Genomic DNA, 15,331 nt, shown 5'->3' with positions numbered 1-15,331 from the left:
TTTCTTCGTTACATACAATTTTTTACAATGTAACCTATTGGTTTTAAGTAAAAAAACAGGCTTTCGCCTGCTTTTTTACTCTAATTAATTCAAAATATTTTACAATCCAACTGTCCAACCAGCTGCCCAAGATGGCACTGCTGCTCCAGAACCTGCTCCTGTATTATTTAATTCTGTAATCACACTTTTTTCCCCATAATCAAAACCAACTGGCTTATTCACAAACTGTATTGGGTTTACAATTAAATCCCCTGCTTTTATTCTTGCATTTGCAGCGGTATCTGTACTTTTTACTTTAACTCCTAAGCTTAACCCGTCAACATATATGTTTTGATACGTAATTTTACCTCCGCCTTCTTTGTAATAAATAGCTCCTTCTGCTGCAGTTAAACCACCAAGAAGAATTGTAGCATTTTTTATTGTAGTTGTTGTAACTGGGGTTGCGTTTCCATCATCTCCATTGTTTGACCCTTCAAATCCAGCTTTATTTACACCTTTTATGTAAACATTTTCTATGGATCCAGTAAACCCATCAGCAAAATCAACTGAGTCATCCCCAGAATTCACTGAAACAATATATTTTGCATTTACTGATCCTCCAAAAAACTCAAGACCATCATCACCTCCATTATATGATTGAACATATTCGAAAGTTGTTCCAGAACCAACAGCAAATAAAGAAACTCCGTTAAACTCTTTAGAAGCGTTATAAGTTGCTCCAGTATATTCTACTCTTAAATATCTTATTGAACCAGAACTGTCGTTTGGTTCTGCTCCTCCATAGGTTAAATCAGAAACCTCTGCAGTTGCTGTTGCTCCTTTGTTTGTTGGCGCTTTTCCACAGATTACAAATCCTCCCCAATCACCAGCAGCTGGGTTGGCTTTAGAAGAAGTCATTACAACTGGATTTGTTGCAGTCCCATCAACGTAAATCTTACCTCCTTGTGCTACTGCAATATAGGCGCTTGTTCCTCCAGAAGCTTTAATAACAGTTCCCGCTGGAATTATTAATTTAGCGCCGTTTTCAATTATCAATGCTCCTGTTAAATTATATTCTACACTTGCGTCTAAAGAAACAGTTCCTTGTGTTATTGTCCCTTTAAAGTTTGTTGCATCTACTTGAAAACCCATTACTGGTTCAATACTAGAAGTTGTACAGTTTGAAAAAGCAATTGCTGCAATTGCTAAAATCGATAAAAAAGTTTTTTTCATTTTGTGTTTTAGTTATTTTCTACCACAAAGAAATGGCTTCTGTTTAGTGTGTGTTTTATCTAAAGTTTAAAAGTGTGTTAAGCATAGGGTTTTGTTGTTATGCTTATGTTAAGTGCTTTTTTAATCTAATTTATAAGTAAGTGATAAACTTCCTTTTATTCCGTTTTTAAAAGAAAGTACTTCTACATTTTGAATTTCTTGTACTCTTTTAATTGATGGATTTAATAAGTTTTTTAAAGAAAACCCTAGCTTTATTTTTTTAGAAAGTTCTGATTTTAAGATGATGTCTAAACTTCCAGTTCCTTTATCGATAAGATCTCCTTTTCCTGCAGAACCAATTGCATACACCCTATCTGAAAAATAATTATAGCTTATTGTTGCTAATAAATTGGCTGTTTTAGAAAAGTCTTTTTTGTAGGTTACATCTGCATTTAAAATTAAATCTGATGCCCCTGTTAATCTTCCTTCTTTGTTTGTAAAGTTTACATTTAAGTTGGTTTCGTTGATTACTTTAAATCTGTTAAAATCTTGCTTCGAATACATGTATGATGCATTAAAACCAGCAGATAGTTTGTTTTTCAACACTGCTGTTTCTTTATCATTTTCTAAAGAAAAAATATTCTTTCTGATTTCAAATTCTGCCCCAAAAACAGTTGCTTGTTTTCCTGTATTTACATAAGAAATATCATTTGTTGCAGAAGCAACAATGACTTCGTTAATTGGGTTTTTAATAATTTTCCCAAAACCTGTTATCGAAATAACTTCTTCTCTTTTTGGAAAATACTCCCATCTTAGGTCTACATTATAATTGGTAGATAAGTTTAAATCTGGATTTCCGAATTTAATTTGAGTTACTTCTTCGAATTGAAATGGAGCTCTTTCTTTATATTGAGGTAATGTGTACGATTTACTTGCCGCTAATTTTAAATTATTTTTGTCATTTACTTCATATTTAAATGTTGCGTTTGGCAAAAACTCAAACTTTGTAAAGGTGCTTTTATTTCCTGCTGGATCTAAAGAAGTTTTCCAGCTAATATCTTGATATAAATGCTCTAACCTTACTCCTAAAACTGCTGTAAATTTTGGTGTAAACTTGTACTGTGCTTCTAAAAATCCTCCATTTATAAATTGATTCCCAAAATAGGTTTGTGGGTCTAAAGCGTTTGCTGTTGAAGCATCGCCTCTAAATGTTTCTATTTTAAAAAATTTGTTTGTTAAATTAGCTTGATTAAAATACGCGTTTAAATTTGAAGGATCAACAATTGGTTGAACAGTGTTTCTATTGATTCTAAAATTAAATTGAGTTGCTTTAAAATCTACTTTTTTAAATCTTCCGCTGTAACCTACTGTAAATTTTCCTTTGTATACTTCTTCTTTGTCTTTTGCAAAAAGATAAGACGTTGAAAAATTTGCCGAAACTTCATCTTCAAACAATTCTTGGAAAAAACGATGGTTATCAGAAGAAGTTAAATCAGAAACTACTTTTACTCCTGTTGGGTCATTATTGTCTTTAGGAACCAACATGTTTTGTCTTCTGTCTGGAATTACATTGTTAATATGATTGTATGAGATTCCCCAATCAACAGTAATTTTATCTCCAATTTTATGATTTCCTAAAAACTGATTTACAAACAATGCTGTTTTATCAAAAGTTGCTCTTTTTACAAAGCCTCCGCCATTACTTGCGTTATCAAAAACATTAATTACACCACTATATTCATCTAAACTTTGACTAGAAGAATTGATAAACAATGAACTAAATTTATACGTATTATTTGCATTTACTTTATATGCAGCGTTTAGCATCGCTGTAGTGTTGGTGTTATAATCATATGCTTTAAAAGTATAATCCGTATACGCTAACCCTTGTGCGTTTACACTTCCTCTTTGAATTCCTTCTTTAAATTTATATCCGCTAGAAAAAGATGCTGTTCCAAATAAATTAAGATTTCCTTCTTCTCCTATTTGATATTTTTTTCCTCCTTTTACAGAAATGCGTGTTGCAATTGGAGTTTTAGAAACATTGTCTAAACTTGTTGTAAAATTATATCCAGTTAAAGCATTTGCTGGATAATTATTCTTGTAAAAACCTGAAAAACCAGGTCCATCTTGTAAATAAAAATTTCCCGAAAGATTAGAGTTTGTTCCAGAACCAATTCCAATTTCCATAGATGGTTTTCCAACGTGTTCTTTAGAAACAATATTTATATTTGCTCCTCCAAAATCCCCATAAATTGTTCCATTATATATTTTATTAATGTCTATTTTCTGAACAATATCTGTAGAAAATAAATCTAACGTAATATTTTTTCTTGATGGATTATTAGATGGAATTGGCAAGCCATTTAATGTAGTCGAGTTGTACCTATCTCCTAAACCTCTCACAAAAATATTATTAGACCCTTCTTGTTTAGAAATTCCGGTTGCTTTCGTTACAGCGGTTGCCAAATCAGAAACCCCTTTGCTTTCTAATTCTTGAGCGCCAATAGTTGTTTTAATAGCAATGGCTTTCTTTTGGTCCAATAAAATTGCAGAAACTTTTGCTCTATTAATAGTTCCTTGAATCTTAACTTCATTTAAAGTTACTCCAGCTTTCGCGCTCAATTTTTGATTGACTACCAAGGTTTCTTTATCCTTTACATCAATCTGTTTTTCTATCGTTTGATATCCAACAAAACTAAAAACTAGTGTGTATTTTCCTGCAGCAATATTTAATGAATAGTTTCCGTCAAAATCTGTTGTTTGCCCAACAGTAGAGCCTTTAATAAATACATTTACAAATGGTAAAGGTTCGTTATTAGATTCTGCATCAGTTAAAATTCCTTTTACAGTTCCTTTGCTCTGAGCAGAAATTAATTGACTTAAAAATACAAATACTATAATTAATTTTTTCATTCTTTTTTATTCTAGATATATCATCTGTTACTTAAGTGCAAATGTCTTGTCCTTTTGTAAAGACAATGTTATACCTAAATTACTTTTCTATTAACACAAGGTTAAGTCATTGTTAAGTCATTAAATCATTGTTAAGGAATCTTTGATTTACAATATTTATCCATACTTTTGAATAAACAAGACAATACACAATCATGAAAAAAAGTGATATTAAGATTTTATTAGTTGATGATGAGCCAGATATTTTAGAAATTGTTGGATACAATTTAAAAAATGAAGGATATCAAGTTTTTACCGCAAAAAACGGTGCTGAGGGTGTAAAAACTGCAAGAAAAGTGATTCCGCATTTAATTTTATTAGACATTATGATGCCAGAAATGGATGGAATTGAAGCTTGTGAAAAAATTAGAAAAATTAAAGAATTAGAGCATGTAATTGTTTCTTTTTTAACTGCTAGAGGCGAAGATTATTCTCAAGTTGCAGGTTTTGATGCGGGTGCAGATGATTATATTACCAAACCCATTAAGCCCAAAGTTTTAGTAAGCAAAATTAAATCTTTACTTAGGCGATTAAAGAAAAACGAAGAACAAGAAACTACTACCAGAATTGGCGATATTGTAATCAACAGAGAAGAATACGTCGTTTTTAAAGGCGACAGAAAAATTATATTACCCAAGAAAGAGTTTGAGCTTTTTTCTTTATTAACTTCTAAACCAGGCAAAGTCTTTAAGCGCGAAATTATTTTAGATTCTGTTTGGGGTAACGAAGTTATTGTTGGCGGAAGAACCATTGATGTACACATTAGAAAATTAAGAGAAAAAATTGGCGACGATTTCTTTAAAACCATTAAAGGTGTTGGTTATAAATTTGTTTTAGAAGAGAACAACAACTAAAACACGTTCTTGTGAAGTTAAAAAAAACATATTCTTTTGCAATTATCACTGCTGTATATTTAGCTATTTTAGTGATTGTTATCAATGTTTTAGCTTATTTTTTATATCAAAAACTTGGCTTTTGGATTTTACCTTCTTCTATTATAACGCTATTAATTATTTCTTTTTTCATCATTCAGTACAGAGTAGAATATTTTATTTATAGACGAGTTCGTAAAATATATGAAGATGTTTCCTTATTAGAAATTGAAGATTTAAAAAGAAAATCTGTTACAACAGATATGGAAACACTTTCTAAAAGTCTTCAAAGATTTGCCGAAGGAAAACGTATTGAAATACAGAATTTAACAGAAAGAGATTCTTTTAGGCGCGATTTTTTAGGAAATGTTGCGCACGAGTTAAAAACACCGCTATTTACTGTTCAAGGGTATTTATTAACCTTAATTGAGGGCGCATCAAAAGATAAAGAAATTCTAGAAAAGTACTTAAAAAGAGCTAATAAAGGTGTAGAAAGACTGGCGGCAATTGTAAAAGATTTAGACATGATTGCCAAATTAGAAACCGAAGGGTTAAAAATAGATTTACAACCATTTAACATTCTAGAACTCGTTCAAAATGTATTTGATTTGTTTGAAATGAGAGCAAAAAAAAAGAACATTTCTCTAGTTTTTGATAGAGTTTATGAATTCCCTATTTATGTAATTGGCGATGTTCAAAAAATTGAACAAGTGCTTATTAACTTAGTTGTAAACTCAATTAAATACGGAAAAATTGGAGGTCTAACTAAAGTTGCTGTTGATGATTATAACGAAAATAAATTTATTATAAAAGTTTCAGATAACGGAGAAGGAGTGAAGCAAGAGCATATTTCTCGATTGTTTGAGCGTTTTTACAGAGTTGATCAAAGTAGGTCAAGAGACCAAGGTGGTTCTGGTTTAGGTTTGGCAATTGTAAAACATATTATTGAAGCTCACAACCAAACCATTCTTTTAAAAAGTACCTTTAAAGAAGGTTCTGAATTTTCATTTTCCCTAGAAAAGGCGAAGTAAGTCTTTGTTTAATTTATTTGGACTATAAGAAAGTCCGTTGTAGTTTTTTACTTCTTCCAAACAACTCCATTTAAAATCTTTTTCTTTACAAAAAGGAGCCACTTTTTTCGCTTCTAAATAGTTTGCTAAATACTCTTGCTCTGTTTGATTTGTCGTCGGAATAAAAAAAGCTTTCTTTTCTAAAACAGCCAAATCCATAATGGATGAATACCCAGATCTACAAAGAATCATTTCTGACTGATTGATTTCTCTTTCTAGTTCATTTGAAAGCAGATAGTTGTAAATTGTTAAGTTTCCTACAACTTTTTTTGTTTGATTTTCTTCAATTTTTCCTTGAATCAACACGATATTTTTAGGATAATTCTTAAAAGCTTCTAATGATTTTTCTTCTAATGATTTTCTTTGCGATTCGATGCCCGATAGCACAATTAAAATCGAATTTTTAATTGGTAAATCTGCTTTTTTAAAGCGACTTAAAGCACCAATATATGTTAAAGTTGTTGTTGTTTTTGTTGCTTTAGAAAGCTTTCCCGATAAGGAATTTACTTTAGAATCTGGCACCCAACATTCATCAAATTTTTGAATGATTTTCTGATGAATTCTCGTTGAAAAAAAAGTAAAAATCCCAGACAAAACAGTCAATTGATGTGTGATATACACTGACGGAATTTTCGCATTTCTAGCTCCAAACCGATTGTCTGAAATGATACCAATAACATCCTTTTTTTTAGCAATAAAATCGGCAATAACATTGGCTTCTTTTTGTACCGTTTTTACAAATTTTGGAAGCTGAAAAAGTAATCCCAATTTTAAATTTTTGGTATAAGAAATGTTGTAAGAAGGCAATTCTAAACTTTCTAAATTCGGAAATTCTTTTTGTAAAAATGTCAATGCTTTTCCGTCTGAAGCAAGTATCGGAACAAAGTCATTTTCTAATAAAAAATGAATAATTGGCACACACCGAGAAGCATGTCCTAATCCCCAATTTAGCGGTGCTACAATTATTTTTTTCACAAAGTTAATTTTAGGTTTCGACTCCGCTCAACCTTACAATAAGTTTGACTTCTCTAGCTGAGTCGAGAGGCTTTGTTTCTAGATTAAATCAAAACCAATATCTTTTCTATAATTCATGTTTTCAAAAGAAATTTTATCAATTGAATTGTACGATTTTCTTAATGCTTCTTCAATCGTTTCTCCAAAAGAAGTAATAGCCATCACTCTTCCTCCGTTTGTGAAAACTTTTCCATCTTTAGATGTTGTTCCGGCATGAAAAACGATAGAATTTTCTACATTTTCAACGCCTAAAATTTCTTTGTTTTTTTCATATGCTTCTGGATATCCACCAGAAACCAACATTACGGTTGTTGCAACTTTTGAAGTTACAGAAAACGCTTTTTCGTGTAATGTTTGGTTGGCAACACCTTCAAATAAATCAAATAAATCAGACTCAATTCTTGGTAAAACAGCTTCCGTTTCTGGGTCGCCCATTCTCACATTGTATTCAATTACTTGCGGATTTCCATCAACGTTCATCAAACCAATAAAAACAAATCCACGATAATCAATTCCATCTTTTTGCAGCCCTTTTACAGTAGGAATTACAACGCGTTCTTCAACTTTTTGTAAAAATTCTTCGGATGCAAAAGGCACAGGAGAAATTGCCCCCATTCCGCCAGTATTTAATCCTTTATCGCCTTCACCAATACGCTTATAATCTTTTGCTGATGGTAAAATTTTATAGCTTTTTCCGTCTGTTAACACAAAAACCGACAATTCTATTCCGTCTAAAAATTCTTCAATAACAACGGTGGATGAAGCTTCTCCAAATTTTTGATGAGAAACCATTTCTTCTAATTCTAATTTTGCTTCATCTAAAGAATCTAAAATCAAAACTCCTTTTCCGGCCGCTAATCCGTCCGCTTTTAAAACATACGGGGCATTTAAAGTTTCTAAAAATGCAAATCCTTCTAATAAATTTTCTTTGGTAAATGATTGATAACGTGCAGTTGGAATGTGGTGTTTTTCCATAAATATTTTAGAAAAATCTTTAGATCCTTCTAACAAAGCTCCGTCTTTTTTTGGTCCGATAACAGGAATATTTTTCAATTCATTATCCGCTAAGAAAAAATCATGAACTCCATCAACCAAAGGAGCTTCTGGCCCAACAACAACCATGTTAATTTTGTTTTTTAATACAGTTTCTTTTACCGCTTTAAAATCAGTTGGATTGATATTAATGTTACTTGCAATTTGAGAAGTTCCTGCATTTCCAGGAGCAACAAAAAGTTGATTTACTTTGTTGCTTTCTGCTAATTTTAATGCAAAAGCATGTTCTCTACCTCCAGAACCTAATATTAAAATATTCATTCGTTGTATTGTTGTTTTAAGCTGCAAAGATACATTCTGAAAACATCAAAATTGCCATTTTTTAGTATATTTTATTGCAGAAATTATATGATGATAAAATAATTTTAGCCTTTTTGCTGATGCTTTTTGATGGAGATGTGTAATTTTTTCTGAAGGAAAATATAAAATTTTCTTTTGATTCAAAATCACTTTTCTACAAATATCAGCATCTTCTAGATACAGAAAATACCGCTCATCAAATCCATTTATATTTTTAAAATCTTGAGTTTTAAAAACCATAAAACAACCATGAATAAACTCTGGATAAAAGGGTTTTGACAAATCTAAGTTTCTATATTCTTGCTGTTGTGTAAACTCTTTTTTAATTCTTAATCTACGACAAATAAGTTCTAAAAATGTTGGCTTTTTTCTACACGTATATTGCAATTCTCCGTTTGGATATAGAACTTGAGGAGAAATCATAGCAACCGTTCCTTGGTGATTCAATTCATGTATTAAATTGGGTAAAACTTGCGGGCTAAAAGTGACATCTGGATTTAAAATTAAATGAAATTCTGATTTTAATTTTGAAATCACCAAGTTATGTGCTTTTCCAAAACCCAAATTTTTTCTAGTAAAAAGATATACTATCTCTTCTTGTTTAAAGTGCTCTTTTAACACATCTGTTGGCGAATTATCAACCAAGTATAATTTTTTAGGAAGGGGTGTTTTTAGAAAACAATCAACTGTTTTTTGAAGCGTCTCTACATCTTCATTATAGACTACAATTGTTGCTGATATTTCAATGTTATCACTCAAAATTAATAAGCTTTTTCTTCCCCTTTATACACATTAAATATCGTTTGTACGATAATTTTTACATCTAAAAGGATGGACCAATTTTCTATATAAAAAACATCTAACCGAATTCTGTTTTTGATGTCTGATTTTTTTTTAATTTCGCCTCTATACCCCCTTACTTGAGCAAGCCCAGTAATTCCTGGTTTCATCGTATGTCTTTCTAAATAATTATTGACATTTTTTTGGTATTCTACAGATAAACTTTTTAAATGTGGTCTTGGTCCAACAACACTCATGTTTCCTTGTAAAACATTAAAAATTTGTGGCAATTCATCTAAGCTTGTTTTTCGTAAAAAAGCACCAAATTTAGTAATTCTTACATCATTTTTAATAGTGTGTCTGTAATTTGCATCTATATTAACTTTCATTGATCTAAACTTATAACAAACAAATAATTTTCCATTTAACCCTTCTCTTTTTTGTTTGAAAAAAGCAGGCCCTTTAGATTCTAATTTGATTAAAATCCAAATTATTGGTGTTAACCACATCATTAAAAAAAATAAAATGAAAAGTGAAAAAACGACATCAAATACTCTTTTAATAATTTTACTTTCTATAGATTCAAAAGGTAATTTATTTACGTTTAGAACTAAAAGGGAGTCTTCATAATATTCTGTTTTATATCTTTTGCTATACAACTCATTTGCATTGGGAATTAATTTAATTACAATATTGTTTTCGTTCGCAAACGTTGTAATTTTTTTTACTTCTTCTTTATGTAGTTCTGATAAAGAACAGTATACTTCATCTATATTTTCTTCTAAAAGAAACAAGTAACTTTTTTCAATTGACCCTTTATATAGTTTTTGATTTGAGGTTATTTTATCTGAAAAAACGCCTGACACTTCATATCCAAGTTCTTTCTTTTCTTTAAAAAGCGAGGTAATTTTTTTTGCTGTTTCATCAGAACCTAGAACAATTACTTTTCTGAAATTATTCCCCTTTGCTCTGTGCTTTTTTAAGGCATATATAAAGCTGTATTTCACAATAGCAATTCCTAAAAAAATTGTGATAAGAATTACTGTTTGATTGTTTACAACATTTCCTTCTCTAAATAGAGAAAAATAAGTGAAAAAGCCCAAGAAAAAAAATGAAAACTGAATTGCCAATAAGCTTAAAACTCTAAAAAAATTGGTGTGCCTAAAGACTTTGTAAAATCCATTAAAAAAAGAAGAAATTATCCAAAAAAGATTGATATAAATTAAAAAACTAGGCTGTAAATATTCTTTATCAGAAATATAAAGAATTACCGTATTAATAATTATTAAATCAATAAATACGTATAATGGTATAATAAATTTGGTGTATCTCTTTTTCAAAATTTTTTTTACTTAGTGATTGTATAAGTTTTCTAGCAAAATTATATTTTTATCTATATCATAACGTGTTTCATATTCTTTTCTTGCGTTTATAGAAAATTGTTGGAGCAATTCATTATTTTCTATAAGCATATTAATTTTTAATGCAATATCTTCTGGATTTTCCAATGTTACAAATCCATTAAAATTATCTTTTATAACATCTTTATTTCCATCAACATTTGTTACTACACATGGTTTTTTTAGTGCTAATGCTTCTAGCAAAGAATATGGCAAACCTTCATATCTTGATGAAGATACATAAAATTTACTTTGTTGTAAAATAGCTAACGTTTTAGTTCTTTTTAGCCAAGGGATTATTGTAATGTTATCCTTTAAAGAGTGTTTATTAATTAATTGATTTACCTGATTTAACATCGGAGAATATAATCCTGCTCCAAGAATTACAAGATGAATAGCTGCATTTTTCTTTTTTACAATTTTTATGGATTCGATTAAAAGTTGAATATTTTTTTGATACGAAACTCTTCCAATAGTACAAATATATTCTTTTGGAAGCACTTCAGAAATTGCCGCTTTTTCTGAAACAAAAACATCTTCTACCGAGTTGCACCAAAGCAAAACTTTATCTTTAGCAATATTAATATCTGTTGTAGCTCTTATATATTCAGATTCTGAACAAGCTATTGTTTTTGAAGGTAAAAACCCAAGTAGTTTTTCTAGTTTTTTAAAAAAATACTTTTTAAATTTACCTTCTGCACTTAAATAAGAATAAGCATGCGGAGTATAAAATGTTGTTATTTTTAAATATGCTCCAGCTAATCTTCCTAAAATTCCAGCTTTAGCACTATGACAATGAATAATATCTGGGCGCTCTTTTTTTAAAATTTTTACAATTTTAAAAAAAGTTTTGACATCGTTTATTAGATTTATTTTTCTTATAAGATTTGCGTGATAAGTACTTATTTTATGATTATTTGTGTCTAAAAGTTCAATAATTTCATCATTTGTATTACAAATTATTGCGTTGCTAAACTTGTTTTTATTTATATACTTTGTTAGTAAAGAAATATAGACACCAAGACCTGCAACGGGTCTTGCAATATGTAGGATTTTAATCATGTAAAGGGCTCTTTTTTAATGATAAAATTAATACAAAAAGGAAAAATATAGAAATTCCTTTTACTCTTACTAAAACAGATTCTGTGAACATTATCAATATAAAAAAGAAAAGGAAATACATGTGCGATGATGGCATTTTAAAAAAATTACCCATCATTACTAAAAAGTATAAAAAAGAAAAAAGACCCATTCCTAATAAAACATGAAGATATTGATTGTGTGGGTTTATAGCCTCAAAATATAAATATCCTTCTTTATGAATTTTTCCCCCTAAAATTCTTTTTGTGTTGTGATTTCCAATGCCTAAAAGTAGATTTTCTTTAATCTCATTAATTGAGTATTTGGTTACTAAAAAACGTTGATAAATATTTCTCCATGAATTTTGAACCAAATCCTGTGTGTCATTAGTTGTAACAGAGATATATACCTTTTTAATAAAAAACAAATCTTGTTTTACTCTAGGTATCGTTTTAAAACTTATTGTTAAAAATACAAAAGAAAGTATTGTTAAAAGAGTTATTTTTTTATAAAAAACTAATGGAATTTTCTTAAATAAAAAAACACCTAAAATTATAAATGTTGCAACAAAAGATGTTCTTGCACCAATATAAATTAGCAATATTAAAAAAATAGCTAATAAAAAGTAAGTACTAATCTTATTAATTAAATACGTTTCCTTTTCTAACAAAATTAAAACAAAACCAAAGGCAACACCTAAAGAAAGTCCAAAATATACATGTGTTAAACCAAGTGGTTCTGCAAAAAAAGTATTGGTTTTAAGTGTTAAATTATCTTGAAATAAATTAATAAAAAACAAAAATAGAGTTGCCGTTAAAACACTTACAATAAATGTTTTTAAAGCATTCTCAATGGTAAAAAGAATTTTACTTTTTTTTATTAAGAAAAATAATAAAGGGTAAAACAATAAATATAAATAAGTATCAATTGTTTTTAAATAAGGTTGAAAAGTAAGCTGATTTACTACTATTAAGCAGAAGAAAAAGAATATTAAAAACTCATTCTTTAGAGCACTAATCTTAAACCTCTCTTTAGATTTTAATGTATAGTAAAAGTAAAAAATTAAATTAAATACTAAAATAAGTGTGTGAATGCTTCTAAAGAAAATAAGTGAATATACAAGAAGATAAAAATATGTTTCTAATAAATAATCTATAGTAATCTTGTTTCTTAATACTTGATAAAACTGAAAAAAAGCAACCACAATAAACAATGGAACCACAATTTTAACTAATGCTGGAAAACTAAATGATACCAACAAAAAAAGAAGTATTGTTGCCTTATTATAAGGAATGTTTTTAAGTGTTTTTTTGATTGTAAACATTTAGGTATAAATTATTTAGTTTTTTTACAGAAGTGTCAATATGGTCGTGTTTTGTAAAAGTTTTATAACCATTATCAATAAGTTCTTCTCTTTTTGCATCATTGATAATTAGCAGTTCTATTTTATTTGCAAGAATCTTTTCGTTTTTTACCGGAAACAATAGTCCGTTTTTACCATTATCTATTAGCTCAGCTGGCCCTTCAATATTTGAAGCAATTACCGCTACTTTTGCTCTAATTGCCTCAATAATTACAATTCCAAAACCCTCAAAAATAGATGGTAAGATAAAAATATCTGATATGCTATAATAAGCATCTACATCTTTTTGTTCTCCTTTAAAGGTTACAAGGTGATTTATTTTTAATTTTTTTGATAGTAATTTTAACTCTTTTCTTAAACTACCATCACCAACAATTGTTAATTTAAACTCTTTTTTAAGTTGTTTATTCTTTAAAATTGCTATTGCTTTTAGTAAGGTTTCTACCGATTTTTGTTTTTCCAACCGCCCAACAAAGAGCAATCTTATAGTGTCTTTTAATTTGTTTTTTTTCTCAATCTCTTTTGGTGAAATTGCATTTTTTAATACATGAGATCTTTCTTTAGGTACTTTTAACTTTTTGACAACGTGTTTTTCAACAGCTTTTGAAATTGAAATTACATGTGTGTTTTTTGCTGCATTTAGGAACAAAAATGTATATAATTTAAAGAAGAAAAAATCTAAATAATTTTTCTTAAAATAAATATTATGCATTGTACAAAATAGTGCTGCTTTTGTTTTTCTTGCGCTCCAAATCCCTAATAAATCTGCATGACCTAAATGCGTATGAATAATATCTGGTTGTACTTGTTCATAAAACTTTTTAAGATTTGTAACAATATGTCTCGAAAAAGGAATTTGCTTTATATGAATTTTTTTATCAAGTTCATCTACTAAATCATTTTTATCTTTAAAGTACACCAAATAAACATCGTGCTCTTTAACTTGTTTGTTAACAATATTTTTAAGTAGTTTTTCTGCTCCACCAATTCCGAAAGCCGTAATTACATGTATTATTTTCATAACTGTAATTCTTTTTGTTCTTTATAAACTAATTGAATAAAGCCAAATAAAATCCATAAAGGCGCATGATAAAAATCAGCAACTATTATAAGGTGTAAAAAGGATGTAATTACAGAAAACAATAAAAAGCTTCGTATTGGAGCATTTAATTTTAGGGTTTTTTTAATTATTGTTTCTTGAAAAGACAAGAAAAATAGGAGCGCTAAAATACCTAAATCGGATAATATTGTTAAATAGACACTTAAATATCCTTCGGCATCTTGATCAACACCAAAACCTGGTCCGTTTCCAAAAATTGGGTTTTTAATAAAATTAGACAACGCTCTTTTCCATTGTAATAATCGTTGTCCACTTGACGAATATTCTGTTGTTTCGCTAAAGAATATTTTATTAAAAAATTGTTTTAAAAACTGAGCTGTATTACCAATATCAAATAATAAAATAACAATTGTGGAGATAAGTAATATTGTAGTAATACTTAAAAGTAATAAGAGTTGTTTTTGAGAAATTTTTAACTGTTTTAATTTATTAATCGCAAAAATTAAAACTGCAGCTATAATAGGCAATACAATTCCTGCATTTGAAAGCATAGCAAAATGTGATACTATAAAAAGTACAGCTATAAAAAGATAATGCTTAACCTTCTTTTTTATGTATAGATAATAGAGTGATATACCAAAGTAAATATTATAAAAAACAGACATCGTTCCTGGTTCTTCTGCAACTCCACCAACTCTTTTAAAACCAGACCTAATAAAATAATCCATATTACTAATAATGCCATCTGCTTCAGAAAAAAGAATTCTAATGCTTACATTAAAGTAATTTTTACCTATAAAATCTGTTATAATAATTATGGAACTTAAACAAAATGACCAATAAGCAATTTTTGCTATTTGTAGTGATTTTATCTTAAGAAGTTGAACCACATACTTTATCATAAAAAAATAAAACAAAATACAATTGGTATATGCTAAAGAATGGTTTAAACTTCGTTTTTCTCGAAACCCAAATACAAAACTAACCCAAACTAGAACTAAAAAAGCAAGTAAAAATAAATCTTCTTTTTCAATCCATTTTGTCTTTACTTTATCTGTTTTAAAAATACTAACTAACAATACAATAAACAATAATTGGTTTATTACCACAGGAACTCTTAACCAAGCAGATAGCGCAAAAAAACTAGTAAATGGCGCGAAAAAAATAAAAAGGTAAAAAAGCTTCTTTATCAT

Annotated in this window: 12 protein-coding genes; 2 read left to right on the top strand and 10 right to left on the bottom strand. The window is 28.9% G+C overall.

Going from position 1 to position 15,331, the window contains the following annotated elements; all coding sequences use genetic code 11:
* Positions 1-99 precede the first annotated feature (99 nt).
* Both KCTC32516_RS04510 and KCTC32516_RS04505 read right to left on the bottom strand, forming a co-directional pair.
* The gene (locus KCTC32516_RS04510; protein ID WP_301402280.1) at positions 100-1,212 is read right to left on the bottom strand and encodes a beta-helix domain-containing protein; all 1,113 of its coding nucleotides are present in this window, start codon (positions 1,210-1,212) and stop codon (positions 100-102) included.
* A 120-nt stretch (positions 1,213-1,332) separates the two neighbouring features.
* Positions 1,333-4,107, bottom strand: a complete 2,775-nt coding sequence (locus tag KCTC32516_RS04505) for a TonB-dependent receptor (RefSeq protein ID WP_301402278.1) — start codon at positions 4,105-4,107, stop codon at positions 1,333-1,335.
* 194 nt (positions 4,108-4,301) lie between these two features.
* On the opposite strand from KCTC32516_RS04505, the gene KCTC32516_RS04500 reads away from it, so the two are divergent.
* Both KCTC32516_RS04500 and KCTC32516_RS04495 read left to right on the top strand, forming a co-directional pair.
* A complete protein-coding gene (locus KCTC32516_RS04500) occupies positions 4,302-5,000 on the top strand; it encodes a response regulator transcription factor (RefSeq protein WP_301402276.1) in 699 nt (232 codons plus the stop codon).
* An 11-nt stretch (positions 5,001-5,011) separates the two neighbouring features.
* The gene (locus KCTC32516_RS04495; RefSeq protein ID WP_301402275.1) at positions 5,012-6,049 is read left to right on the top strand and encodes a sensor histidine kinase; all 1,038 of its coding nucleotides are present in this window, start codon (positions 5,012-5,014) and stop codon (positions 6,047-6,049) included.
* Here KCTC32516_RS04495 and KCTC32516_RS04490 read toward each other — a convergent pair.
* The 8 genes from KCTC32516_RS04490 to KCTC32516_RS04455 all read right to left on the bottom strand — a co-directional run bounded on the left by KCTC32516_RS04490 (position 6,032) and on the right by KCTC32516_RS04455 (position 15,331).
* Complete coding sequence (locus KCTC32516_RS04490) at positions 6,032-7,063, bottom strand: glycosyltransferase (protein WP_301402274.1); 1,032 nt, start codon at positions 7,061-7,063, stop codon at positions 6,032-6,034. The two genes, KCTC32516_RS04495 and KCTC32516_RS04490, sit on opposite strands and share 18 nt — an antisense overlap.
* A gap of 78 nt (positions 7,064-7,141) precedes the next feature.
* Positions 7,142-8,416 (bottom strand): phosphoribosylamine--glycine ligase, encoded by a 1,275-nt coding sequence (gene purD / locus KCTC32516_RS04485; protein WP_301402273.1) that lies wholly within the window; start codon positions 8,414-8,416, stop codon positions 7,142-7,144.
* Between the two features lie 45 nt (positions 8,417-8,461).
* Entirely contained in the window at positions 8,462-9,214 is a 753-nt protein-coding gene (locus tag KCTC32516_RS04480; protein WP_301402272.1) for a glycosyltransferase family 2 protein, read from the bottom strand.
* A 2-nt stretch (positions 9,215-9,216) separates the two neighbouring features.
* On the bottom strand, positions 9,217-10,575 hold the full coding sequence (locus KCTC32516_RS04475) for an exopolysaccharide biosynthesis polyprenyl glycosylphosphotransferase (RefSeq protein WP_301402271.1): 1,359 nt from the start codon (positions 10,573-10,575) through the stop codon (positions 9,217-9,219).
* Between the two features lie 12 nt (positions 10,576-10,587).
* Positions 10,588-11,697: a glycosyltransferase gene (locus KCTC32516_RS04470; RefSeq protein WP_301402269.1), complete on the bottom strand. Its 1,110-nt coding sequence runs from the start codon at positions 11,695-11,697 to the stop codon at positions 10,588-10,590.
* Positions 11,690-13,039, bottom strand: a complete 1,350-nt coding sequence (locus KCTC32516_RS04465) for an O-antigen ligase family protein (RefSeq protein ID WP_301402268.1) — start codon at positions 13,037-13,039, stop codon at positions 11,690-11,692. Before KCTC32516_RS04465 ends, KCTC32516_RS04470 begins: the two co-directional genes overlap by 8 nt.
* Entirely contained in the window at positions 13,014-14,099 is a 1,086-nt protein-coding gene (locus tag KCTC32516_RS04460) for a glycosyltransferase family 4 protein (RefSeq protein ID WP_301402266.1), read from the bottom strand. The genes KCTC32516_RS04465 and KCTC32516_RS04460 overlap by 26 nt, the downstream gene beginning before the upstream one ends.
* Positions 14,096-15,331 (bottom strand): O-antigen ligase family protein, encoded by a 1,236-nt coding sequence (locus KCTC32516_RS04455; protein ID WP_301402265.1) that lies wholly within the window; start codon positions 15,329-15,331, stop codon positions 14,096-14,098. The genes KCTC32516_RS04460 and KCTC32516_RS04455 overlap by 4 nt, the downstream gene beginning before the upstream one ends.

The sequence above is a fragment of the Polaribacter huanghezhanensis genome (genome assembly GCF_030444335.1).
In the GTDB taxonomy this organism is placed as follows: domain Bacteria; phylum Bacteroidota; class Bacteroidia; order Flavobacteriales; family Flavobacteriaceae; genus Polaribacter; species Polaribacter huanghezhanensis.
Note: the sequence above shows the minus strand (reverse complement) of the source record. Positions and strands in the feature narration are given on the sequence as shown.